The sequence below is a fragment of the Streptomyces sp. RG80 genome (assembly GCF_040446465.1).
Classification (GTDB): Bacteria; Actinomycetota; Actinomycetes; order Streptomycetales; family Streptomycetaceae; genus Streptomyces.
Genome location: NZ_JBEAAJ010000003.1, coordinates 358,893 through 383,479, shown reverse-complemented (window position 1 = coordinate 383,479; position 24,587 = coordinate 358,893). Strand labels below are relative to the sequence as shown.

At 73.8% G+C, this 24,587-nt stretch carries 16 protein-coding genes and 1 pseudogene; 12 read left to right on the top strand and 5 right to left on the bottom strand.

All coding sequences use genetic code 11. The features are described from left to right. The first annotated feature begins 134 nt into the window (after positions 1-134). The 8 genes from ABKA17_RS11835 to ABKA17_RS11800 all read left to right on the top strand — a co-directional run bounded on the left by ABKA17_RS11835 (position 135) and on the right by ABKA17_RS11800 (position 10,821). Positions 135-314, top strand: a complete 180-nt coding sequence (locus ABKA17_RS11835; RefSeq protein ID WP_353691922.1) for a YxD-tail cyclophane-containing RiPP peptide — start codon at positions 135-137, stop codon at positions 312-314. A 62-nt stretch (positions 315-376) separates the two neighbouring features. Beyond that, entirely contained in the window at positions 377-1,513 is a 1,137-nt protein-coding gene (locus tag ABKA17_RS11830; protein ID WP_353691921.1) for an FxsB family cyclophane-forming radical SAM/SPASM peptide maturase, read from the top strand. Between the two features lie 81 nt (positions 1,514-1,594). Then, a complete protein-coding gene (locus ABKA17_RS11825) occupies positions 1,595-1,960 on the top strand; it encodes a CU044_2847 family protein (protein ID WP_353691920.1) in 366 nt (121 codons plus the stop codon). Continuing rightward, on the top strand, positions 1,957-2,898 hold the full coding sequence (locus tag ABKA17_RS11820) for an AAA family ATPase (RefSeq protein WP_353691919.1): 942 nt from the start codon (positions 1,957-1,959) through the stop codon (positions 2,896-2,898). Before ABKA17_RS11825 ends, ABKA17_RS11820 begins: the two co-directional genes overlap by 4 nt. A gap of 26 nt (positions 2,899-2,924) precedes the next feature. Next, positions 2,925-4,811 carry a magnesium chelatase gene (locus ABKA17_RS11815; RefSeq protein WP_353691918.1) on the top strand — a complete coding sequence of 629 codons (1,887 nt, stop codon included), beginning with the start codon at positions 2,925-2,927 and terminating at the stop codon, positions 4,809-4,811. Next, positions 4,801-6,108, top strand: coding sequence for a CHAT domain-containing protein (locus ABKA17_RS11810; protein ID WP_353691917.1), 1,308 nt, complete (start codon positions 4,801-4,803; stop codon positions 6,106-6,108). The genes ABKA17_RS11815 and ABKA17_RS11810 overlap by 11 nt, the downstream gene beginning before the upstream one ends. Beyond that, positions 6,105-9,428, top strand: coding sequence for an FxSxx-COOH system tetratricopeptide repeat protein (gene fxsT / locus ABKA17_RS11805; protein WP_353691916.1), 3,324 nt, complete (start codon positions 6,105-6,107; stop codon positions 9,426-9,428). The genes ABKA17_RS11810 and fxsT overlap by 4 nt, the downstream gene beginning before the upstream one ends. Positions 9,429-9,603: 175 nt before the next feature. Next, entirely contained in the window at positions 9,604-10,821 is a 1,218-nt protein-coding gene (locus ABKA17_RS11800) for a cytochrome P450 (RefSeq protein ID WP_353691915.1), read from the top strand. Here ABKA17_RS11800 and ABKA17_RS11795 read toward each other — a convergent pair. The 4 genes from ABKA17_RS11795 to ABKA17_RS11780 form a co-directional block, all read right to left on the bottom strand. After that, entirely contained in the window at positions 10,811-13,912 is a 3,102-nt protein-coding gene (locus ABKA17_RS11795) for an ATP-binding protein (protein ID WP_353691914.1), read from the bottom strand. The two genes, ABKA17_RS11800 and ABKA17_RS11795, sit on opposite strands and share 11 nt — an antisense overlap. 85 nt (positions 13,913-13,997) lie before the next feature. Next, the gene (locus ABKA17_RS11790) at positions 13,998-14,738 is read right to left on the bottom strand and encodes an FAD:protein FMN transferase (RefSeq protein ID WP_353691913.1); all 741 of its coding nucleotides are present in this window, start codon (positions 14,736-14,738) and stop codon (positions 13,998-14,000) included. 2 nt (positions 14,739-14,740) lie between these two features. Beyond that, entirely contained in the window at positions 14,741-15,148 is a 408-nt protein-coding gene (locus tag ABKA17_RS11785; RefSeq protein WP_353691912.1) for an FMN-binding protein, read from the bottom strand. A gap of 10 nt (positions 15,149-15,158) precedes the next feature. Next, complete coding sequence (locus ABKA17_RS11780) at positions 15,159-16,499, bottom strand: ferredoxin reductase family protein (RefSeq protein WP_353691911.1); 1,341 nt, start codon at positions 16,497-16,499, stop codon at positions 15,159-15,161. Between the two features lie 151 nt (positions 16,500-16,650). Between ABKA17_RS11780 and ABKA17_RS11775 the strand changes: the two genes are divergently transcribed. From ABKA17_RS11775 to ABKA17_RS11760, 4 genes and pseudogenes are all read left to right on the top strand, one after another. Continuing rightward, positions 16,651-17,340, top strand: coding sequence for a response regulator transcription factor (locus ABKA17_RS11775; protein WP_353691910.1), 690 nt, complete (start codon positions 16,651-16,653; stop codon positions 17,338-17,340). Continuing rightward, positions 17,337-18,794, top strand: a complete 1,458-nt coding sequence (locus ABKA17_RS11770) for a sensor histidine kinase (RefSeq protein WP_353691909.1) — start codon at positions 17,337-17,339, stop codon at positions 18,792-18,794. Before ABKA17_RS11775 ends, ABKA17_RS11770 begins: the two co-directional genes overlap by 4 nt. A gap of 209 nt (positions 18,795-19,003) precedes the next feature. Next, positions 19,004-19,456: pseudogene (locus ABKA17_RS11765) on the top strand (hypothetical protein); the annotation flags it as partial. Positions 19,457-19,501: 45 nt separating this feature from the next. Further along, positions 19,502-21,628 carry an ATP-binding SpoIIE family protein phosphatase gene (locus tag ABKA17_RS11760; RefSeq protein ID WP_502994224.1) on the top strand — a complete coding sequence of 709 codons (2,127 nt, stop codon included), beginning with the start codon at positions 19,502-19,504 and terminating at the stop codon, positions 21,626-21,628. A gap of 9 nt (positions 21,629-21,637) precedes the next feature. On the opposite strand, the gene ABKA17_RS11755 is transcribed toward ABKA17_RS11760, so the two are convergent. Further along, positions 21,638-24,505: a SpoIIE family protein phosphatase gene (locus ABKA17_RS11755; protein WP_353691908.1), complete on the bottom strand. Its 2,868-nt coding sequence runs from the start codon at positions 24,503-24,505 to the stop codon at positions 21,638-21,640. Between the last annotated feature and the right edge of the window lie 82 nt (positions 24,506-24,587).

Sequence of the window (24,587 nt, the reverse complement as noted above, 5' to 3'; positions counted from 1 at the left end):
TACCTGACAGGAGCCCGGCGCGAACATTTCAGCAGCGCCACTGCCAGTAGGGTGGGCCGGGCCGTGTGTCAAGAGGCTGGTTCAGCCGTCCTGGAGAGGTGAACGTGCGGGGTACAGAAGGGGACAGGCCACCCTTGCGTGGAGTACGGGGGCCGGGCGGCGCACTGCCCGACCTCACCGATCTCGACCTGGTGGCGCTGTCCCGCGAGGCATCGCATCCGGGGCTCGCGGCGGTCGCCACGGGCCTGCTCCCCCGGAAGCTGCGCGGCGGTCCCGCGATGGCCTTCTACGAGGACGGCCCGTATCAACTGTGACCGCCCGGTGGCCTCTTGAGACCCTGGACGTCGCCGGCTTACGGCGGTCCGGGGTACGGGCGGTGCCCTTCCGGCAGTTCGTCCTGAAAGTGCACGGCCGCTGCAACCTGGCCTGTACTTACTGCTACGTCTACGAGGGCGCCGACAGCAGTTGGCGGGACCGTCCGCGCCGGGTGCCGCCCGGCGTGATGCGGCGTACCGCGGAACGGATCGCCGAGCACGTCGAGACCCACTCCCTGTCCTCGTTACAGGTCAACCTGCATGGCGGCGAACCCCTGTTGGCCGGTGTGGACACGCTCGTCGGCTACGTCACCGCCGTACGGGAGGCCGTCGGCGCGGGCTGCCGGGTGGACGCCAGTGTGCAGAGCAACGGCACCCTGCTCACCGAGGACCGGGTGCGGCGGCTGGCGGACGCGGGGATCGGCATCGGGGTGAGCCTCGACGGCGGCACCCCGTGGCTCAACCGGCGCCGCGTCGACCACGCCGGGCGCTCCACCTGGGCGGCGGCCGCCGCCGGCCTCGAGGTGCTGCGGCGCCGCCCGGAGGCGTACGCCGGGATCCTGAGCGTGATCGACCCGGACTCCGACCCGGTCGAGGTGTACACCTCGCTCACCGCGCTGGAACCGCCGTCCATGGATCTGCTGCTGCCGCACGCCGACTGGGCGCATCCGCCGGCCGCCGCGGGCCCCCACCCGTACGCCGACTGGCTGATCGAGGTGTTCGACCTGTGGTTCGACTCCGGTGAACAGGCCGTCCCGATCCGGCTGTTCTGCGAGATCATCGGACTGCTGCTCGGGCTGGACGGCCAGGCCGAGGCCGTGGGGAACTCGCCGGTGGTCGCGGTGGTCGTCGACACCGACGGCGCCATCGAGCAGGTGGACTCGCTGAAGACCGCCTACGCGGGCGCCCCCGCCACGGGCTACGACGTCTTCCACCACTCCTTCGACGACGCCCTGGACCATCCCGGCGTCGTCGCCCGGCAGTTGGGCCGCGAGGCGCTGGCTCCCGAGTGCCTGGTGTGCCCGCTGGCGGACGTCTGCGGCGGCGGCAACTACGCCCACCGCTACCGCGCCGACGAGGGCTTTCTGAACCCCTCGGTGTACTGCGCCGACCTCGACCGGCTGATCCTGCACATCGCCGACCGGGTGCGCCGCGCCGCCGACCTCGACGCCGTGAGCGAACCGATCAACACGCGTTGACCACAAGGCTGTTGACCACGGGTCAGAATGGGGAAGGTAGGGGCACAGGGGATCCGGTTCGCTGGACGGGGGAAGTGCTGCATGGCGATCGTGAGTGGGGTGGCGTCGGACGGCCTGGACGGGCCGATCTACGTCGAGGTGGACGGCGTACCGGCCGCGGGCGGCGTCGACGACGTGTACCGGGGCATCGACACCCGGGGCAATCCGGCCGAACGCGTGATGACCGCGGCCCGCGAGGTCTACACCGACGGTCTCGATCTGGCCCGGCGGTGCGCGCGGCAGGCGGCCGACCGGTTCCAGGACCTCGGGGAGGGGCTGGTGCCGGACGAGGTGGAACTCCAGCTGTCGATCAAGCTGGACGCCGAACTCGGTGCGCTCCTGGTCAAGTCGACGGCGGAGGCCCAGCTGGTGGTCACCTTCCGCTGGACGCCGGGCGGCACGTCGTGACCGGTGGGGCCGGTGACGCGGAGATCCACATCCTGCCGTACAGCTATGTGGTGGGGCAGACCGAGCTGAAGCTCGCGCTCGAACTGAACTACATCGCGCCGCGGATCGGGGGCGTCCTGGTCAGCGGACAGCGCGGGACGGCCAAGTCCACGGTGGTGCGGGCGTTCTCGCTGCTGACCCGCGGGGAGCTGCCGGTGACGCTGCCGATCAACGCCACGGACGACCGGGTGCTGGGCGGCTGGGAACTCGACGCGCTGATGCGGGGGGTGGCCCAGTCGCAGCCGGGACTGCTCCAGGAGGCCGGCGAGAAGGGGATGCTGTACATCGACGAGGTCAACCTCCTGGACGACCACATCGTCAACATCATCCTCGATGTCGTCTCCACCGGGGTGCTGTCGGTGCAGCGGGAGGCCATCGACGCCGTGCGCAGTGTCAGCTTCGGGCTGGTCGGCACGATGAATCCCGAGGAGGGCGGTCTGCGGCCGCAGTTGCTGGACCGCTTCGGGCTGATGGTCGCCGTGTCCGAGCTCGACCAGGAGGCCCGGCGGGCGATGGTGCTGGCCGTGCTGCGCTTCGACGACGAGGCCGGCACGGAGTCCTCCTGGCTGGCCGACGGGCTCGCCGCGGACAGGGCGCTGCGCGAGCGGCTGGACACGGCTCGGGTCGCGGTGCAGGACGTGCGGTTGAGCGAGGACATCGCCAAGCTCTGCGCCGACGTCGCCACCCAGCTGCGGGCCGTGGGCCACCGCGGCGAGGTCGTCACCGCCTGGGCCGCCCGGGCCCTGGCGGCCTTCGAGGGCGCGGACGAGGTCACCCCCCACCACGTACGCCGGGTCGTCCCCCTCTCCCTGCGCCACCGCCGTCCGGAAGCGGCCCACGGCGGACCCGTCGAATGGACCCCGGAGGAGTCGGACCTGCTCGACGGGCTGCTGGGATGACGACGGCCCCGGAAGGGCGGACGGGGGTGGCACGGCAGCGTCTGGCGCAGGTGCTGGCGTGCTCCGCGCTGGGGCCCGGGCTCGACGGGGTGCTGCTGTTCGATCTGGAGCCGGAGATGGTGGCGCCGGTGACGGACGCGTTCGCCGGGCTGCTCGGGATGCGCGGCGGGCGGCCGGTGCGGCGCGCGATGCTCGGCTCGGTCACTGGGGACGACGAGCTGTGGCTGCGGCCCACACTGCGCCACGAGGGCGCCGGCATGAACTTCTCGCTCGCCCCGGGCCCGTTGGTCGACACCGACCCGCAGGCCACGACCCTGGTCGTGGTCCCGGACCTGGTCCGGCTGAGCCTTCCCGGCATGCGGGCCGCGGTGCAGCTTCTGGGCGCCGATGTCGCCGCGGTCGAACGCTCCGGCTTCCGCGCCCGCTGGCGTCCCCGGGCCCGCTGGCTGGCCGCGTGCCGCGAGTCGGACGTGGGCCGGCTCTCCTCCCATCTGCTGGACCGCTTCCCGATCCGCCTCAACGCGGCGGGCCTGGAACCGGACCGCCTCCTGGACGCGTTGGACCGGTCACGTGGGAACGGCACGGCCACGCCCGGCTCCGAACCGTTCCTCGGTGAGCTTCCCGAAGGCTGGGAGGACGTCCTGGGCTCCCGGCTTCGGGTGGGGTGCGCGATGTCCGAGGAGGGGGCCGCCCGGGCCGTGGCCCTGTTCGACGGGGACCGGGGGAGTCGGCGGGCCCTCGGACTCGCGCGGCTGGCCCGGGCGCTGGCCGTGTTCGCCGGGGACGGCAGTTGTGGGCCCGAGCGGGTCGACGAGGCCGCTCGGCTCATCGGCGTGGCCGCCCGGCCCCCCGTACCGCCCGGCTCCGGTCTGCCCGCCGACCGCGGCCCCGTCACCCACGACGGCGACGGCGAGCAGCGGCCCGTGCCCGAGCCCGCGAAGCCCGACCCGGTGCCCGACGACGGACCCGCGGCCCAGATCACCGGCACCGCCGTCGCCGTACCCGCCGGCCCCGCCGAGGCCCTGGACACCTTCGCCGCCGACGCGGGGGAAGGTGTCGGCTCCCCCTTCCCGGAGGACGACGCCCGGTTCCTGAGGGAGTTCGCCCCGCTGCGCATCCCGTGGCAGCGGCGTCCGGAACCCAGTTCGGCCCGGGGCCCGGTGATCGGCGTACGGTCCGCGACGACCCTGCGCGACCTCGCCTTCGTCGCCACCGCCATCGAGGCCGCCAAGCACCAGAACCTGCCCGGCCGGCGCGCTCTGCGTGTGGACGGCGACGGCCGGCTCGTGGTGCTGCCCGGCGACTTCCGCAGCTACGCCCGGCTGCCGGTCGCGGAGCGCATGCTGGTGCTGCTGCTCGACCACACCTGCCGGCGCGGCTGGGACTGGCAGCCGGCCCTCGCCCCGTACCTCCAGTGGGCCTACACCGGCCGCGCCTCGATCTGTGTGGTCGAGGTCGGCAGCCGGGACGCGGCGCACGAGCTCAGGGCCGACCACTTCGTCGCCCGCAGCGTCCTCGACCCCCGGGTCGGCCGCGCACTGCACCGGCCGGCCGGGCGCAGCAGCCCGCTCGCCCACGGTCTGGCGATGACCGACCAGTTGCTGCGCCGGGCCTTCCAGCAGCGCTCCAACCTGGTGGAGGCCTGGCTGGTGGTGGTCTCCGACGGTCGTGGCAACGTTCCGCTCGACACCGGCATGGGCGACCGACTGCCCGGCCCGGTGCGCCGTACCGGCATCGAGGACGCGCTGTCGGCGGCCGGCCGGATCGGCGCCATGGGGCGGATGCGGCTGCACTCCGTGGTCGTGGACGCCGCCCGTCAGCCGTATCCGGACCTGACGTTCCAGCTCGCCGACGCGCTCGGTGGCGTGACCGTCGCCGGGCGCACCGCACGGGGGGTGACCGGTGTCCGCTGAACCGTCCGGCCCCCGCGCTCTCGGCGGGGCGATCCCGCTGGGCCCGGGCCTGCCCGCCCGGCCGCCGGCCCCCGAGCCGCTCGCCGCACCGCGCCCCGCCGCCGTCCCCGAGCACGTGGCCGAACCGCAGGAGGCGGTACGGCTGCCCGCCGCGCCCGTCGACCCGGACGCCCGGCTGCCCGCCGGGTTCGCGAAGCTCTCCGTGCAGCGGGCGTACGGCGAGCCGGGGCAGGACGCGTTCTGGCTGACCGGGCACAGCGGTGAGCTGGAGACGGGGCTCGACTCCGAGTACACCCGGCTGCGTCCGGACGACCTGGTCCTGCACAACCTCAGGCCCGGCAGCCCGATGCCACCGAGCGAGATCCTCCTCGGGCTCGCCGAATGGTCACAGGGCCAGGACCCGCTGGTCCGCTGGATCAACGTGCTGCGGGCCCGGCACGGCGCCGAGCTCCAGCTGGTGGTCTGGGACGACACCGACTACGACATCCCCTGGGAGCTGCTGCATCTGACGGGCCACCAGGAACACGGACTGGTCGCCGGGATCCTGGGCGCCCTGGTGACGGTGGTGCGCTGGACCACCGTCCGCGAGGCCGGGACCACCCCCTTCGGCACCCCGGCGGCCTGCTCGGGACACGTGCTGGGCTACTACGCCGAGCAGATGAGCCGGGACGTCGAGGTGTTCGAGGACTATGTGCACCGCGCGCACATCGGCACCCCCCGCACCTTCCTGACCGAACTCACCCGCCCCGACCTCGGCGCCGGACTGGTGTACATGGGGTGTCACGCCGAGTACGGCGCCCATGCCCACGAGGTCAAGATCGCCTCGGTGAGCTGGAGCGACCTCAACCGGCAGGCCATGCACGGCCTTCGGGGCGGCAGCACCCTCGTCTGTCTCAACGCCTGCGAGTCCGGGCGCATGTTCGACAACCGCGGGCGGGGCGAGAACGCCCTGCGGGGCTTCGCCGAACTGTTCCTGCGCAAGGGCGCCGGCGGCTGCATCGCCACGTCCGGAAAGGTGGGCGACGACCTCGCCCATCTGCTGATCAGGGAGCTGGTGGGCCGGGTGTGCGCCGACCCGGACCTGCCCGTCGCGCGCGCCCTGCGCGAGTTCCGGGCCAGTGCCGTGGCCCGATTACCCGACCCCGACGCGCTGCCCTGGCTCGACGTCGACAGCCGCACCTACACCGAGCGGCAGCGGGAGATCCTGCTGGTTCTCTACAGTTTCATGTTCCTCTACTTCGGACACCCGCTCACCACGCTCCGGCTCAGGGTGCGCGCCCAGGAGGTGAGGGCATGACCGGCGACGCCTCCGCCCTGCTGGTCGAGCCGCTGGTCGGCTGGCCCCGCAAGGCGCAGGCCGGGCAGAGCTATCTCGTGACCGTCGACCTCAACGGGCCGGCGGGCGACGAGCACTGGCCCTATGAGGAGGAGGAGTTCGACTTCGGCGTCGCCCTGGACGGTGCCCCGCACTTCGTGTGCGAGGCGCTGAGCGAGCCCAGCGTCGTCCTGCACCGCTTCGGCGGCACCTACGGCCCGGCCCGTTTCGTGGTCACCGCCGACCGCACCCCCGGGCCCGGCACGCTCTGGCTGACCATCACCAACCGCTGGGGGGTGCCGGTCCGCACGGTCGAGCTGCCCAGCGAGATCGTCGCGGAGCCGCTGCCCGCCGGTGCCGGGCAGGTCGTGGTGCCCTCGGCGAACGGCCGCCCCGCCACCCTTCCCGGCACCGCCCGCCCCGGCACGGTCCCCGCCCCGCGCACCTCGGGCACCTGGTCCCCCGACCACGTCACGATCAGCTACGCGGGCAGCCACCGCGCCTGGGCCACCTGGGCCGCGCACCAGCTCCAGCGGCACGGCTGCCGCACCGACCTGCTGCGCTGGGACCCACCGCCGGGCGTACCGCTGAACCGGCTGCTCACCGACCTGCTCGGCGCCCCGGGCCGGATCCTGCTGCTCCTGGACGAGGGGTATCTGCGGCTCGGCCACCGCACCGAGGCCGAGTGGGCCGAGGCGCTGGCCGACGTCGTCGCGCCGCGGCTCGACCGGTTCGCCGCCCTCGACCTGTCCACCCGGGCGCTGCCCGCCGCGGCCGCCGTCCTCGGCCCGCCCGCGCTGCGGGAGCTGGAGCCTGCCGAGGCGCTGCGCCGCATGCTGGCCGCGCTCGGTCTGGAACGCACCGAGCCGGACGCCGAGGAGGACGCGCCCGTCGCGCCGCGCTTCCCGGACGCGCCGCCCGCCGTCTGGAACGTGCCGCGCCGCAATCTCCGCTTCACGGGCCGCGATCCGGTCCTCGAGGAGCTGCACGCCCTGTTCGAGAGCGGCGGCCAGGCCGGGGCACGGGTGGCGCTGCGGGGGATCTCGGGGGTGGGCAAGAGCCAGATCGTCATCGAGTACGCGCACCGCTTCGCCAACGAGTACGACGTGGTCTGGTGGATCAGCGCGAGCTTCCGGGCCACCGCACGGCAGCAGTTCGCCGACCTCGCCGACCGGCTCCAGCTCACCGACGCCCGGGCGCTGGGCGAGCGGGTGCGCGCGGTACGGGAGGCGCTGCGCACCGGCCGGCGGCGCTGGCTTCTCATCGTGGACAGCGCCGACGACATGGAACAGGTCGACGACCTGCTGCCGGAGAGCGGCGGCCATGTCGCCATCACCACCCTCACCCGCGGCTGGGCGGCCTCCGGCGGCGTCGCGGAGATCCAGGTGGACCGGTTCACCCGCGCCGAGAGCGTCAGCTACGCCCGCCGCCATGTGGAGCGGCTCACCGACGACGAGGCCGACCAACTCGCCGACGCCGTCGAGGACTTCCCGCTGCTGCTCGCGCAGACCACGGCCTGGCTGGACGCCAACCGGATGCCGGCCGCCGACTACATCGCCCGGCTGCGCCGCGCCGACGCCGACGACATCGGCATCCAGACCCTGCCCGACTACCCGATCGGGTTCCAGGCCAGCTGGGCGATCACCCTCAGCTCCCTGGAGCAGGACAACCCCAAGACGACCGAACTGCTGCGCCTGTTCGCCATGTTCTCGCCCGGCTCGATCCCCGTACGGCAGCTCCAGCAGGCCCGCGGCGACCTGCCGGCGCATCTGACGGAGCTCGCGGCCGACCCGGCGCGCTGGCAGAACGCGCTCGCCCGGCTCTCGGAGTCGACGGCCGTGCGCATGGACTACGTGCAGGGCTCGGACAGCGACACCTATGTCGACAGCGTGGAGATGCACCGCCTCTACCACCGCTTCCTGCGCCGCACCCTCTCCCCCGCCGACCGGGACGAACTGTCCGCGGTCGCCTGCCGGGTGCTGGTCTCGGCCGACCCGCAGCGCCCCTCCGACGTACGGGCCTGGCCGACGTACGCCGGACTGCTGCCGCATCTGTATCCGTCCGGCGCGCTGGAGAGCGCCGAGGACTCGGTGCGCGAACTCGTCCTGAACTGCATCGAGTACCTGCGGCTGCGGGACGAGGAGAGCACCGGGCTCACGCTGTGCGAGCAGGTGCTGGCGCGCTGGCGGGTGCGGCTGCCGGCGACCCATCCGTCGATGCTGGTGCTGGTCCATCAGCACGCCAACATGCTGCGGCGCTGCGGGCGTTACCGGGAGGCGGAGGCCGTCGGGCGGGCCGTCGTGGAGCAGCTGGAGTACGAGCGGGCGGCCGACGACGCGGAACTGCTGCGGGCCCAGGTCGGGCTCGGCGGGACCCTGATGGCGCTGGGCCTGTTCGAGGAGGCGCACCAGCTCTGCGACCGGGTCTGGCGGGCGTACGACGCCCTGGAGGGGCCGGAGGCGCCGCACACACAGGGCTCGCTGCACAATCTCGGCGTGGCCCTCGGGCTGCTCGGCCGCTATCTGGAGGCGGCCGCCGTGCACCGCGAACTGCTGGCCCTGCGGCAGCGGTTGCTCCCCCCGAACCATCGGCTGACCCTGCTCACCGGTCTCACCTACGCCCGTTCGCTGCGGCTCCTGGGGCGCCATCAGGAGGCCGCCGCGCTCCAGGACGCCAACACCAGGCTGCACCGCGAGACCATGGGCGAGTACCACACCCAGACTCTGCTGGCCCTGCACAACCAGGCCCTGTGTCTGCGGCGTTCGGGCGAGTACGAGGCCGCGGGCGAGCTGCTGCGCGGTCTCGTGGAGCGGTGCGGTCAGCTGCAGGGCGCGCGGCATCCGATGACGTTGATGATGCAGGCCGACCACGCCTCCTTCCTGCGCTCGCACGGCGATCCCATCGAAGCCGCCGACCTGACGCTCCAGGTGGCCGAGGACTACCGGCATCTGCTCGGCGAGGACCATCCGAACACCGTGGGCGTGCAGGGCAACCTGGGGCTGGTGTACTGGCGCCTGGGGGACCACGCGGGGGCTCGGCGGCTGGTGGAGCAGGCGTTGCGCGGGATGACGGCCGCGCTGGGCGCCGACCATCCGTGGACGCTGGGCTGCGCCCTCAACGCGGCGGCGGTACGGCGGCTTTCGGGGCGCGAGGAGGAGGCCCTCGCCGGGCGCGAGGACACCCTGCGCCGGGCTCGGGGTGCCGTCGACGACGGGCATCCGCTGCTGCTGGCCTGCGTGGCGGCGCTGTCGACGGCCGCGGACGAGCCGCCGTACTGGGACTTCGAGCCACAGCCGATCTGAGCCCGCCGAACCGCCCTCCCCGGCCCGACTTCTGGCGTCCGGCATGGCTCCGCTGTGGGCGACCCCCAGAAGCGGCCCCGCCTGGACGCCTCCGACGTCGGCTGACCACCGCCGAGCGGGACGGCTGAAACCGCTCTGAAACCGCCCTGAAGGCGACCCCCCGCACACTCCACCCATGACCCTCCACCTCACCCCCGACCTGGTCGAGAACCCCGTCGGGGCCTACGCGGGACTCCGCGCCGGCCCCGGCCTCGGTCAGGTCGTCCTGCCCGGCCTGAGCACCCCGGTACGGCTCGTGACGCGCCATCAGGACGTGAAGGCCGCGCTCACCGAACCCCGGCTGGTCCGGGACCGCTCGACCATCAAGGACTCCGAACTACCGGACCCTCAGGCCGAGTTGCTGGCGTCGGGACTGGAGGGCATCCCCGAGGAGTACCGGCCGTACCTCTCCGGGCACCTGGCCCTGTTCGACGGCGACGAGCACACCCGCCGCCGCGCCCCGCTCACCCGCGCCTTCACCGCCCGCCGGGTGGCCGCGCTCCGCCCGTTCGTGGAGAGGACCGCGCGGGAGCTGGCCGACACTCTCGCCGGGCGCGAACAGGCCGATCTGCTGGGCGAGTTCGCCTATCCGCTGAGCACCGCCCTGATCTGCGAGCTGGTCGGCGTGGACGCGGCCGACCAGGGCAGGGTGTGCGGCTGGATCCGGGACTTCGCGTACGGCGACGGCGGTGGCGCCCTCGAGGGGCTCGGCGGGATCGTGGCGTACACGAAGGAGCTGGTTGCCCGGCGTCGCGCCGCGCCCGCCGACGACCTGGTCTCGGCGCTGCTCGCGGACGGCGGTCTGACCGACGACGAGATCGTCACCGTCTTCTTCCTGCTGATCAACACCGGCATCACCCCGCCCGCGCTGTTCCTCGCCCATGCCGTCCTCGCCCTCCTCGACCACCCCGAGCAGTTGCGACGGCTGCGCACCGAGCCCGAGTCGCTCGACCGGGCGGTGCCCGAGCTCCTGCGGTACGTCACGCTCGTCCGTATGGGCGCCACGCTCTACGCCACCGAGGACTTCGTGTTCGCCGGCACCCGGCTGCGCGTGGGCGAGGCGGTGACGGTCGCCCTGTTCGCCGCCGACCACGACCCGGCGGTCTACGAAGTCCCCGAACGCCTCGACGTGACCCGGGAGTTCGGCCGCGGCGAGGGTCATCTCGCCTTCGGTCACGGCCCGCACTACTGCATCGGCGCGGCCCTCGGCCGGCTGCTGACCGGCGTGGTCCTCGAGGAGCTTCTCGTACGGCGGTCCGTGGTACCGGAGTTGGCGGTGGACCGCGCCGACGTGCCGTTCGGGCACTGGCCCGGCGACGGTTTCCATCTGCTGGGCCTGCCGGTCAGGCTCTGACCGGTACCAGAGCGAGGGCGGCTTCCCGGAGCCCGCGGGCGTCCAGGGCGGCGTACGCGGCCACCGCGTCCTCGTAGGCCGCCTTGTCGGCCCGCTCGGCGGCCTCGCGGGCGTGTGCCGAGGACATCGTGGGCTGGAAGTTGCGCAGCACGCGGAAGCGTTCGGCGAGGGCGGTCAGACGGGCACCGCGAGTGCCGTCGCCGTCGGCCAGGGCCAGCGCGCCCAGGGCGAGCAGCAGCGAGCCGCACACCGGGAAGTCGACGGTCACATAGCGCGGGGCGGCCGCCGGACGGGTGAGCAGGGCGGTGAGGCGGTCCGGCAGCGCGGCGGCGAGCGGTGCGACGAGGTGGGCGCGCCCGTGCCGGGCGTGTGCGATGACGGCGACGGACTGGAGCTCCAGGACCCAGCCCTCGATGACGAGTTCCTCGCCGGAGACCGGGCTCGCGGAGTGTTCGAGGCGTTCCACGGCCCGACGCCACAGGCCGAGCCCGGTCTCGATGTCGCCGCGCGCGAGGGCCATCTCGGCGCGGGCGCCGAGGTCGGGGGTGAAGGCGTCGGAGGCGGTGGACTCCGGCTCGTGGCGCAGGGCCTCCTCCAGCCAGTGCTCGGCCGCGTCGAGGTCGCCGGTCTGAAGATTGGCGATCATCAGGCCCCATCGCATGCCGATGGTGTCGTTCCATTCGCCGAGGTGCTCCAGGGCGCCCAGCGCGGCCCGCATGTGCACCAGGGCCTCGCCTCCGCGCTCGGTCTGGAGACACAGTTCGGCCAGCCGGGAGGCCGGCCAGATCCGCAGGACCGGGATGTCGCCGTCGCCCAGCGCCTCGACCGTCCGGCGGGCGGCGGCGAGGGCCAGGTCCGGACGGTGCTCGCTCTCCCAGACGTAGCCGGCCACGTAGTTGGCGACGCCCGCGAGCAACGGCCGGTCGCTGTCGCACAGTTCGCGCAGCGCCTCGTGGTCCGAGAGCACGCGGGGGAAGCCGCACAGCACCGTCGCGAGGGCCCGCACCATCGTGTCCGGCTCGGCGGGCGGCAGCCGGCGCAAGGTGACCAGGGTGCGGACGGCGCCCGGGCCCACGCCCAGGAACAGGTTGGCGGTCAGCAGGGCGGCCGCGGTGCGGGTCGGTTCGACGTACGCGGGCGCGGGCCGGTAGTGGGACAGGGGCGCGGCGGTGTCGTCGGTGAGGGTGATCATGCGGGGGTAGTTGGTCTCCGTGACCCACAGGGCGCCGAGTACGGCGGTGACCGTGGCGACGGTGTCGAGGTCGTCGCGGGCGAGCGCGAGCCGCAGTGCCTGGACGAGGTTGTCCTGCTCGGCACGGATCAGCTGCCAGGAGGCGAACGGGTCGGTGCCGAAGGGGGCGTCGTGGTGGGCGGCGCCGAACTCCCGCGCCCAGCCAAGGAACCGGTCGGTGACCGAGTCGTCCCGCTCGGCGGCGGCGAACTCGCGGACCGTCTCCAGCATGCGGAAGCGGGCACCGTACGGTGTGTCGGCGACCCTCAGCAGGGACTGGTCGACCAGGTCCTCCAGGAACTCCCAGGCGTCGTCGACGAGCTGTCCGGCGGCCTCGGCCGTGAACCCGGCCGGGAAGACGGACAGCGCGCGGAGCGCCTCCTGCGCCGGCTCCTCGAGGAGGTTCCAGCTCCAGTCGACGACGGCGTGCAGGGTGCGATGGCGTTGCGGGGCGTCCCTGGGGCCGCCGCGCAGCAGCGCGAACCGGTCCTCCAGGCGGCGGGCGATCTCCGCGACCGACATCACCCGGACCCGGGCGGCGGCGAGTTCGACGGCGAGCGGCAGTCCGTCGAGGCGGCGGCACAGGGCGGTCACCGCGTCGGCGGGCAGGTCGACGCCGGGGCGGGCGGCGCGGGCACGCTGCTCGAACAGCTCGACGGTGGTGGAGGTGTCGAGTTCGGGCAGCGCGTGCACGGTCTCCGAGGACAGTCCGAGGGGTGCCCGGCTGGTGGTGAGGATCCGCAGGTCGCGGGTGCGCGAGACGAGGGCCTGTACGAGGTCGGCGACGCCCCGCACGACCTGCTCGCAGTTGTCCAGGACGAGCAGCGCGGGCCCGGTGCCGAGGGCGCCGACGATCGCGGTGACGGGGTCGGGGCCCGCGGCGTCCAGGGCGGCGGCCACCTCGGCGGCGACGTCCACGTCCGCCCGGACCCCGGCGAGCGGCACCAGGTGCACGATCCGCTGCTCGGCGTCCCGGGCGACGGCGCTCGCGAGGCGGGTCTTGCCGAGGCCGCCGGGTCCGACGACGGAGGTGACGCGGGAGCCGTGCAGCAGCCGGGTCACCTCGGCGACGTCGGCGTCCCGCCCGAGCAGCGGGTTCGGTTCGTGCGGCACCCCGCGCCGGACCACGGGCGCCTCGCCGCGCAGCAGTTCCTGATGGAGTTCCTGGAGGGCGGGGCCGGGGTCGGTGCCGAGTTCGTCGCGCAGCCGGCGGCGGTGGCGGTCGTAGGTGGCGAGCGCGTCCGGGGCGCCCGCGGTGGCCGTCTGGCAGCGCATCAGCTCCAGGAGGAGCTCCTCGTCGCGCGGGTGGGCGGCGGCCATCGCGGTGAGCGGTGCGACGGCCTCCGCACGGCGGCCGGTGCGGGCCAGGGCGAGGGTGCGGCAGCGGACCAGGGCGTGGTGGGCGGTGGCTCGTTCGGCGCGCAGGGCGCCCAGCGGGTCGCCGGGGAGAGCCTCCGTGGCGGACACCTCGCCGCCGTCCCACAGGGCGAGCCCGGCCTCGGCCTCGGCGAGAGCGCCCGCGTGGTCCTGGGCGCGGGACTTCTCCGTGGCGGCCGCGGTGTGCAGGAGGACGGCCGAGGCGTCGACCTGGTCCTCGCGCAGGGTGAGCCGGTACCCGGTGGGCGTGCTGGCGACGACGTCGGCGCCGAGTTGCCGCCGGGCCCGCGAGACCAGGATCTGGAGCGCCTTCGCCGGGTTCTCCGGCTGCTCCTCCGGCCACAGTCCCGTGACCAGCCGCCCGGCACTGCACCCCGTCCGCAACTCCCCCGCCAGCAGCGCGAGCAGCCCGCGCAGCCGGGGCGCGGTGATCTCCCGGCCCTGATGGGACACGGACGTCAGCAACGTCAACTCGATGGTCACCGCGCCAGGTTAGTCAGCCGATCACACCGATGCCGCCGGTCGGGAGCGCGAACTCGCCCGCCACCGCGTCCGGTTCGCCACGCCGTCAGGCCGCCGCCGGACTCTCCTTGGCCGTGGGGAATCCCGGCGTCCGCAGCACCCGGCGCTCCGCGTCCACCGCGAAGACCTCGCAACCCGGCAGGCCGGCCGCCCAGTCGACGCCCTCGGCGCCCATCGCGAAGGCGGCCGTGGCGACCGCGTCGGCCTCGGTCAGGGTCTCGGCCACCACGGTCAGGCTGAGCAGCCCCGTCGCGGGGCGGCCGGTGCGGCCGTCGATGATGTGGTCGCCGCGTTCGTAGCGGGCGGAGGTCGCGACGGCGCCGTCCGTCAGGTCCAGGACGGTGCACAGCTTGTCGGCGTGTTCGGGGTGGCGTACGCCCACCCGCCAGGGGCCGCCGGCGGTGACCACGTCACCGCCGGCGTTGAGGACGAACCGCGTGGCGCCGGCCGCCGTCAGCAGCTCGGCGGCACGCTGTACGGACCAGCCCTTGACGACCGCGCAGGGGTCGAGGCCCCGCCCGGGCAGCCGTACGTCGAACGCGCCGCCGGTGGCGGTCCGGTAGTGCTCGCACAGGTCGAGCACGGTCCGCAGGTCGGCGCTCACCTCATCCTCGGCGAGCTCGCCCCGGCCCAGCCGCGACACCTCGCTGTCGGGCTTGAAGGGGCTGAACCGCGTGTCGACCTCGCGCAGCCACGCGAACACGGCGTCCGCCTCGCCCTCGCCGATGTGCTCGTCGTCGACCCGAAGCGACACCGGGAACCCCATGACGTGTTCGACCCTGTGCATGGTCAGCCCTTCGCGTCGATCGCGGCCTGGAGGGACTCCTTGTAGGCCTCGCTGGTGATCGTCGCACCGGACACCGTGTCGATGTCCGCGCTCTGCGCCTCCAACGTCTCCGCGACCAGCTTCGGCACCGCCGCCGTCGTCTGCGGATGGTTCGGCTGCTGGAGCATCTTCACCGCGGTGATCTTCTCGCCCTGGAAGGTCACCTGGACCTGGACAGGGCCCTTCTCGGTGTTCAGCGTCGAACCCTTGACGACGGTGCCCGAGGCGGACGAGGACCCGGACGAGTCGGACGCCGACGGTGTGGACGCGGCCTCCGGCGTGGTGGTGCTGCCGGGCAGGGACGGCTCGTAGCGCCAGATGGGGACCAGGCCCGCGATGCTGAGGACGACTACAGGTATGGCTCGCTTCACGATCTCTTCCTCATCCAGCCAGGCTGAAGCGCTCGAAGTGGGTCTGCGCCTTGGGCACGTCCAGCTCCCGCAGGGTGGCCAGCACGGCGTTCATCATCGGGGGCGGCCCGCACAGGAAGACGTCCCGGTCGGCGATGTCGGGCACCAGGCGCCGCAGCTCGGCCGGGGCCAGCTTGTCGGGCACCGGCGGGCCCGTGACCAGGTGCAGCTCGGCGCCCTTGGCGTGGGCGAGCTCGCGCAGCTCCTCGTAGAGGACGGCGTCCCGGTCGGCGGCGACGCGGTAGATGACGACCGCGTGGCCGTGCAGCTCCTCCAGGAGTGCCCGGATCGGGGTGACTCCGACGCCGCCGGCGATGAGGACGGCCTCGGGGCGGGTGCGGTGCAGGGCGGTGAAGGCGCCGTAGGGGCCCTCGGCGAAGACGCGGGTGCCGGGCTTCAGGTGGCGCAGGGCGGCGGTGCCGTCACCGGCGACCTTCGCGGTCAGGCGCAGGGTGCGGCCGTCGGGGGCGGCCGACAGGGAGAAGGGGTTCGCCTGCCACCAGCGGTCCTTGGTCAAAAAGCGCCACAGGAAGAACTGGCCGGCCCGGGCGGGCAGCTTGTCCAGGTCGCGGCCGGTGACGTAGATCGACACGACGTTGTCGGACTCGGGGACGACGGCCTCGATACGGAACTGGTGGCGCAGGTTGCGCCACAGCGGCAGCACCATCCGGCCGAGGACCACCGAGCCGAGGGCGACGGTCCACAGTCCGTACCAGTACGTCGTCGCGGCGGTCGACGAGGTGAACGTCGTACCGACCGCGACCTGGTGGGTGAAGGCCAGCAGCACCGCGACGTAGGTGTACAGGTGGATGAAGTGCCAGGTCTCGTAGGCCAGCCGGCGCCGGGCGTAGCGGGCCGAGACGCCGCCGATGACGAGGATGATCGCGAAGGCGGTGAGCGCGCGGAGGACGCCCTCGGTGGTCTCGGCGAGGTCGACGACCGTGCCGATCGGGCCCACCTCGGTGCCCTCGGCGTAGCCGAAGGCGATGAAGACCAGGTGGGCGAGGAGGGTCCAGAGGATGCCGAAGCCGGTCCAGCGGTGCCAGGAGGTCAGCCGGTCCATGCCGATCCGGCGGTCCAGCCACGGCAGCCGGGCCACCAGGAGCAGCTGGAAGGCCATGAACAGGGCGCCGTAGAGACCGGCGAGCCGGCCGATCACGATCAGGGCGTTGGAGGCGAACCCGGCCTGGGCGAAGAAGACGGCCACCACGGCCACGTTCGCGGCGATCACGGCGTACAGGCCCGTGCGGGCCACCACTTTGGGCCGTATCGCCGTGGGGGGCGCGGTGGGCGGTTTGACGGTCGTCGTCACGGACGGAGCTCCTTGATCGGGGCCGGTGTACCTCGAGCTTGGCTCGGGGAACCTGTCGATCACCTGTCGTACAACTTTCAAGTGGTTATCGATGTGGCCGCGAGGAAGTATCGGCACTGGAGTCCGGGCCCGCGTGACGCACTATGAACGGGTGGAAAAAGTACGCCTCCTCGTCGTGGACGACGACCCGCCCATCGCCGACCTCGTCGCGACCGTCGCCCGGTACGAGGGCTGGGACGCGGTGACGGCGAACTCCGGGGAGGAGGCGCTGAGCCGCGCCGCGGCGTTCCGTCCGGACATCGTGGTGCTCGACCTGATGCTGCCCGACATCGACGGCTTCGGGGTCCTGGAGCGGCTGCGCAGCTCGGGCACGATGGTGCCCGTGGTGTTCCTCACCGCCCGGGACGCGGTCGCCGACCGGGTGGCGGGGCTGACCCGGGGCGGCGACGACTACCTGGTCAAACCGTTCGCGGTGGAGGAGCTGATGGCCCGGCTGCGGACCGTGCTGCGGCGCTCGGCGGGGCCCGGCTTCCAGCGGTCCGTGCTGCGGGTGGGCGACCTGACGATGGACGAGGACACCCGCGAGGTGCGCCGCGCCGACAAGCTGCTCACGCTCACCCCGACCGAGTACGAGGTGCTGCGCTACCTGATGCGCAAGTCGCCGACCGTGCTCACCAAGGCACAGATCCTCGACCATGTCTGGGAGTACGGCTTCGGCGGCCGCTCCAACGTCGTCGAGCTGGTCGTCAGCCGGCTGCGCCGCAAGCTGGACGACACGGGCGAACCGCTGATCCACACCGTCCGCGGCTTCGGCTACGTCATCCGGCAGGCGGCGGAGTGATCGGGCGACTGCGCCGGACGTACCGCAGGCTCCGCCTCGGCACCCGGCTGGCACTGGGCCTGGGCGCCCTGGCGCTGCTGGTGTTCGGCGTCGTGGGCACGGCGCTGACGACGTACATGCGCGACTATCTGTCGGCCCAGCTCAACGAGCAGCTCCAGCTCGCCCAGACCGCCCAGTCCAAGAGCATCGTGGACCACGGCTCGCTGGCCGGGAAGAAGTACTACCGCTGGTACTACGCGGTGTACGACGTGACGGACGGCACCGCCGAGCTCCGTACCCCCGAGGACCCCGGCGACCTGCCCAAGGACGTCGACGACTTCACGTCCCTCGCGCAGGCGCAGACCACCGCCGGCGCCGAGGTGGTGAGCACCAGGCACCTCCGGGGCGCGGGCGACTACCGGCTGCGGGCCTGTGAGGTCGAGCCCGGTGTGGTGCTGGTCAGCGCGGCGCCCATGGACGAGATCGACGAGACCGTGGGGCAGCTGATCACGATCCAGGTGGTCACCTTCGGGCTCGCGCTGCTGGCGCTGGTGCTGTTCGGGCGGAAGGTGCTGCGCAAGGGCCTGAAACCGCTGAGCGACATGGCGTCCACCGCGCACGGCATCTCCTCGCACAACCTGACCGACCCGGAGGCCCGGCTGCCGCTGCGCGCGGACCGCAAGGGCGGCGGCCCCGAGGTCGAGGAGTTGCGCACCGCGTTCAACACGATGCTGGAGCACATCGACGACTCGCTGGCGGTGCGCGCGGAGGCCGAGCAGCGGCTGCGCAGGTTCGTCGCGGACGCCTCCCACGAACTCCGTACGCCTTTGATGTCGGTACGGGGCTACGCGGACCTCTTCCAGTACGCCGCCGCGAACGAGCCCGAGGAACGGGACCGGCACCTGGCCCGGCTGCGCGCGGAGGCGGCCCGGATGGGCGTCCTGCTGGACGACCTGCTGCTGCTCGCCCGGCTGGACGCGGCCGAGGTGGACACCCCGCTGCGGCCCAGGGACACCGACCTGGTCGAGCTCGTCCACGACGCGGCCGCCGCGTTCCGCGCCGCGCACCCCGACCGCCCCCTGACGGTGCCGGACGTCCCGGCCCCGCTCGTGCTGCGCCTGGACCCGCACCGCATCCGCCAGGTCCTGGACAACCTCCTCACCAACGCGGCCGTCCACACCCCCGCCGGCACACCGGTGTCGGTGACCGTCTCGGCCGTCTCCGGCCGCGCGCTGGTACGCGTCACCGACGCCGGCCCGGGCATCCCGCCCGCCGACCGCGAGAAGGTCTTCGACCGCTTCTACCGGGTCGACAAGGCCCGCAGCCGCGACCGCGGCGGCAGCGGCCTGGGCCTGGCGGTCGCCCGCTCCCTCGTCCGGGCGCACGGCGGGACGGTGGAGGTGACCAGCGAACCGGGCCGCACGGTGTTCACCCTGGCGCTGCCGCTGGGCCGGGGAGGCGACGAGCAGGGGTGAGCGGCGCGAGCCGGTCCGGCTCGAAGACGGGCTCCAAGGGCCCGGGTCCGGCCGGGGGCGCGACTCGTGTACGGTCAAGTGAGCTTTGCGGACGCCAAGTTGGCAGGCCCCGCTGTTCATGAACGGCTGGACAGATCTTCCGGGCTCCCCGAGGATGTCTGACGCCGGACTGTGGAGTCCGTGCCCGTGGTCACCTGCACGGAGAGGCAATGCGCTCGGATCCCCAACGTTTGCTCGCCACGGCGGTTCGTCGCATCGCCCGCGCCGAGGACCGCACGGCGGTCGTCCGGGAGCTCTGTGCGGTGGGCGTGGAGCACGTGGCGGACGCCGTGCTCGTCTATCTCGACGCCGCCCCCGAACCCCCGGTCGGGCCGGACACGGTGCCCTGCGCCCTCCGGTTGGCGGCCGGCGACTTCCGGAGCGCACCCGCGCCGCGCGCGCCCTCGCTCACCGGGAGCACCCTGCTGAAACGGCTCCCCGCCGACGCTCCCCCTCGGGTGCGGCAGGTCGTGGAGATCCTCGCCGCCGACCCGGCTCGCGGCGCGTCCCTCACCAAGGCCGGCATCGCCGAACTCGCGAGCACCAGCGAGGCCACCGTCACTCGGGCCGCCCGGGCGCTCGGCCATCGCGGCTTCCGTGAACTGCGCCTGGAACTCGCGAAGATGACCGCGAAGGAGCTGGAGTCGGATCCCGGCCGCGGACCGGACCTGGGCGGCACGCTGAGCGGACCGGTGCCGGCCCACGCCTCGGTGCCGCAGTCCGGCGCCCTGGCCGAAGTCCTGCGTACGGGCGAGACGTTGAGCCGCCCCTCCGCCGCGCTCGACGACGCGCTGCTCGAGCTGCTGGGCCCCGCTCCCGGCGCCGCCGAGGGCAACCGTGTCCTCCTCGCCCCTCTGACGGGCACGCGGGGTGTGCTCGGCGCGGCCGTCTTCCTGCGCCGCTCCGACCGCGACGCCTTCGACGCCGCCGACCTGCGGACGGTCGGTCAGCTCTCGACGCATGTCGCCCTCGGGGTGAGCGAGGCTCCGGCCGACGAGCCCCGCACGACCGTACGGGCGCGGGGAGCGCTTCCACCACCCGCTGCCGCCGAGCTCCCGTCCCCGGCCCCCGCCTCGACCCCGATGCCGATGCGGCAGGACGGCGACCGGCTGCGGTTCGCGGGGGCGGCGACCCGGCGGATCGCCCGCGGTCTCGACCTGGACGAGATCGTGACGGGGCTGTGCCGGGCGACCGTACCGACGTTCTCGGACGGGATCCTGGTCTACCTGCGCGAGCCGCTGCCGGTCGGCGACGAACGGCCGACGGGCCCGCTCGTGCTGCGACTGCACCGGACCGACCGGATCCCGCACGAGGCGCACGACGGTGTCCGCGCCGAGGGCGACCCTCGCGGGGGCCCGCCCGCGCTGGACGAGCTCGTCGCCGAACGGTGCACCGTCCCGCCCGAGGGCGCGCTCGCCGAGGTGCTGCGCGGCGTACGCCCGGTGTTCACGGAGGCACCGGCCGCCCGCGACGCCCTGCCCGAACTCCTCGGCGAGGGTGGCGAGTCGATCAGGCCCGACGGACAGCGCGCCATCCTCGCCCCGCTGCGCGGCCGCCGCCGGGTCATCGGCGCCGTGCTCTTCCTCCGCGCCCCGGAACGCCCCGCCTTCGAACCCAACGACCTCCTGCTCGCCGCCCAACTGGCCACCCACAGCGCGCTCGGCATCGACAAGGCGGCCCTGTACGGCCGTGAGGCCTACATCGCCGACGAACTCCAGCGCGCCATGCTCCCCGAGACCCTGCCCCGCCCGACGGGGGTCCGGCTGGCGTCCCGCTACCTGCCGGCCGCCGAGACCGCCCGCGTGGGCGGCGACTGGTACGACGCGATCCCGCTGACCGGCAGCCGGGTGGCGCTGGTCGTCGGTGACGTCATGGGGCACTCCATGACCTCGGCCGCGATCATGGGCCAGCTGCGGACCACGGCCCAGACCCTAGCGGGGCTCGACATGCCGCCGCAGGAGGTGCTGCACCACCTCGACGAGCAGGCCCAACGGCTCGGCACAGACCGGATGGCGACCTGTGTCTACGCCGTCTACGACCCGGTGTCCCACCGGATCACCATCGCCAACGCCGGTCACCCCCCGCCCCTTCTGCTGCATCCGGGCGGCCGGGCCGAGGTGCTGCGGGTGCCGCCGGGCGCGCCCATCGGGGTCGGCGGTGTCCCCTTCGAGGCCATCGAGCTGGACGCCCCGGCCGGTGCCACCCTGCTGCTCTACACCGACGGGCTCGTCGAGTCCCGCATCCGGGACGTGTGGAGCGGCATGGAGCAGCTCCGGGAGCGGCTCTCCGCGACCGCGAAGCTGACGGGTCCCGATCGGCCGCCGCCGCTGGAGGCGCTCTGCGACGACGTGCTCGACATGCTCGGTCCCGGCGACCGGGACGACGACATCGCGCTGCTCGCCGCCCGCTTCGAGGGCATCGCGCCGAGCGATGTGGCGTACTGGTTCCTGGAACCGTCGGACGCCACGCCCGCCCGGGCCCGCCGGCTGGTGCGGCGCACCCTGTCCCGCTGGGGGCTGGAGGATGCGAGCGACACCGCCGAGCTGCTGGTCAGCGAGGTGGTCACCAACGCGGTGCGCTACGCCTCGCGGCCCCTGACCCTGCGGCTGCTGCGGACCGACGTGCTGCGCTGCGAGGTCACCGACGACGAGCCGCGGCTCCCGGTGCTGGGGCAGGCGCGGGCCACGGACGAGAGCGGGCGGGGTCTGTACCTGGTGAACAGGATGGCCCGGCGCTGGGGTGCCACCCGGCTGAGCAGCGGCAAGGTGGTGTGGTTCGAACTCGACCGGCCCTGACCTCGCCCGTCAAGGCAGCGGCAGTTCCGTCCAGATGATCTTGCCTTCGGGGGTGTAGCGGGTTCCCCAGCGCTCGGTGAGCTGGGCGACGAGGAAGAGACCGCGGCCGCCCTCGTCCTCGTTCTTCGCGCGGCGCAGCCGGGGTGAGGTGCTGCTGCCGTCGAAGACCTCGCAGATCAGCGCGCGGTCGCGGAGCAGCCGGAGCTGGACCGGGCCGGTGGCGTGCCGGATGGCGTTGGTGACCAGTTCGCTGGCGACGAGTTCGACGGTGAAGGACAGCTCCTGAAGGCCCCAGGCGGCCAGCTGTTCGGTGACCGCCGCGCGGGAGCGGGAGACGGCCGCCGGGTCGCTGGGCACGTCCCACTGGGCGACCCGGGCGGAGTCCAGGGCGTGCGTCCGGGCCACCAGAAGGGCGACGTCGTCGCTCGGGCGGGCCGGCAGCAGCGCGTCCAGGACCGCCTCGCAGGTCTCCTCCGGCGGCCGCCCCGCCTGGGCGAGCACGGCGCCCAGCCGCTCCAGGCCCGCGTCGATGTCGCGGTGCCGGTCCTCGATCAACCCGTCGGTGTAGAGCACGAGTTGGCTGCCCTCGGCCAGCTCCAGCTCGACGGTCTCGAAGGGCATCCCGCCGAGGCCGAGCGGTGGCGCCGAGGGCAGGTCGACGAAGGTCACCGTGCCGTCGGGCTCGACGACCGCGGGCAGCGGGTGCCCGGCGCGGGTGAGGGTGCAGCGCCGGGACACCGGGTCGTAGACGGCGTAGAGGCAGGTCGCTCCGACGATGCCGGAGTCCGGGCTGCTCTCCGCCGCCCAGCCCTCGCCGCGGTCGAGCCGGCCGACCAGGTCGTCGAGGTGGGTGAGGAGGTCGTCGGGCGGCAGGTCGAGGGCGCAGAAGTTGTGGACGGCGGTGCGCAGTCGGCCCATGGTCGCGGCCGCGTGCAGTCCGTGGCCGACGACGTCGCCGACGACGAGCGCGACGCGGGCGCCGGAGAGCGGGATGACGTCGAACCAGTCGCCGCCCACGCCGGCCTGGGCGGGCAGATAGCGGTAGGCGACCTCGACGGCGCTCTGTTCGGAGCGGCCGCGCGGCAGCAGGCTGCGCTGGAGGGCGAGCGCGGTGTTGTGCTCGCGGGTGTAGCGGCGGGCGTTGTCGACGCAGATCGCCGCGCGGCCGGCGAGTTCCTGGGCGAGGGAGAGGTCGTCGTCCTCGAAAGGCGCGGCCTTGTCGCAGCGGTAGAAGCTGACCAGGCCGAGGGTCGCGCCGCGGGCCCGCAGCGGCACGGTGATCAGGGAGTGGAGGCCGGCCCTGAGGATCCGTGCGCCCCGGGCCGGGTCCTGGGCGAGCCAGCCCCCGGCGGCGGCGAGGACGGCTTCGAGCACCGGCTGCCGGGTCTCCAGAGCGCGGGCCTGCGGGGTGGCCGGGGCGTACCGCACCGGGTCGCCGACCTCGTGCAGATGCGATTCCTCATGTACGGCGCCCAGGGCGACCCGCCTGAGCGGGGTGTCCGCGCCGAGCGTTCCGGGCTCCTCGCCGTGCAGCACGCCGTCCGGCAGGTCGACGGCGACGAAGTCGGCGAACCGGGGGACGGTCACCTCCGCGAGTTCCTCGGCGGTCCGGGTGACATCGAGGGTGGTGCCGATCCGCACCCCCGCGTCGTGCAGCAACTCCAGCCGCCTGCGGGCGAGCAGCGCCAGCCGCCCGACCCCGGGCTCACCGAGGAGCAGGAGCCGGGCGTCTACGCCGGGGGCGCCGGCGGGCGCGCGGGTCACGACGCCCACACCCGGGTCGGCGCCGACAGGGACCGCTGTCTCCACCTCGGCCGGCTGCGCTACGACCGTTCGCGGCCCGGCGGTGCGGACCGTGACCCGTGTCGGTGCCGGAGAGGGGGCCGGCGCCGGCACGGGCGGCACCATCGACTGCGGGCGGGCCAGGGTCGGGGTCACCGGGGCGGACGGCGCGCTGAGACAGACCTGGCGCAGGTAGGGGCTGCCGAGGATGCGGGCCTCGACGACGACGCCCGTCTCGCCGTCCGCGCCCCGGACCTGACGGCGCAGCAGGGTGGCGGTCCGGCCGCCGGAGAGGGTGACCTCCTCCAGCGTGCGGTGCGGGGAGGCGAGGAGTTCCTCGGCCTTCTCACGCAGTACGGCCCGGTCGACGCTGCCCAGTTCGTCGCCGTCGGGGCGCTGCGGTTGCCGCCACTCCGGGGAGGCCTGGGCGGCCCGTCGGTAGGCGGCGAGCAGGGCCCGCTCCCGTTCGGTGGCCAGCTCCAGCATCCGGGCCTCGATGGCGTGGGCGGCCTCGCGGACCAGCCGCAGCATGGCGGGGTCGCCGTCGTCGCGCAGACAGGTGAGGTCGAGGACGGCCTCGATGCGGCCGCTGAGCGGGTTGCGGACGGGCGCTCCGGCGCAGGCGAAGGGCTGGAGGCAGTCGGCGAAGTGCTCGCGGCCGACGACGTAGACGGGGTTGCGTTCGGCGAGGGCGGTGCCGACGCCGTTGGTGCCCACGACATGTTCGGAGGCGTCGAAGCCGGGGGCGAAGTTCACCTCGTCGAGCCGGTCACCGAGCCGTCGGCCGCCGCCGATCCGCTGGACCATGCGGCCCTGTCCGTCGCACAGCGCGATGGTCATGCCGGCCTCGGACAGGGAGGTGGCGAGGTTCTTCAGGACCGGCTCGGCCGCGTGCAGGAAGGGTTCGTCGAGCGTGAGGTCCGGCGCGTACGGGACGCGGAGGCGGTCGGGTTCGAGCCCTGCGGAGCGGCAGCGCTTCCAGGAGTCCAGCACGGAGCCACGGACGTCGGCGTCGACCCGCGCACCGGCCAGGAAACGTTCGTGGGCATCGACGAGTCCGCCGATGTCGTCCCAGGCGACGGACAACAGGATCACTTCCCTCACCCGGAGGCGGGCCCGGTGGCGCGCCGCCGTTCAGCACGCCCCCCCGGCGGACCTCCCAGTCGTTTTTCACCCT

Bases quoted from the DNA above. Each gene is read 5' to 3' on its own strand.
- ABKA17_RS11825 (WP_353691920.1), top strand. From the start codon at position 1,595: ATGGCGATCGTGAGTGGGGTGGCGTCGGACGGCCTGGACGGGCCGATC.
- fxsT (WP_353691916.1), top strand. From the start codon at position 6,105: ATGACCGGCGACGCCTCCGCCCTGCTGGTCGAGCCGCTGGTCGGCTGG.
- ABKA17_RS11800 (WP_353691915.1), top strand. From the start codon at position 9,604: ATGACCCTCCACCTCACCCCCGACCTGGTCGAGAACCCCGTCGGGGCC.
- ABKA17_RS11790 (WP_353691913.1), bottom strand. From the start codon at position 14,738: ATGCACAGGGTCGAACACGTCATGGGGTTCCCGGTGTCGCTTCGGGTC.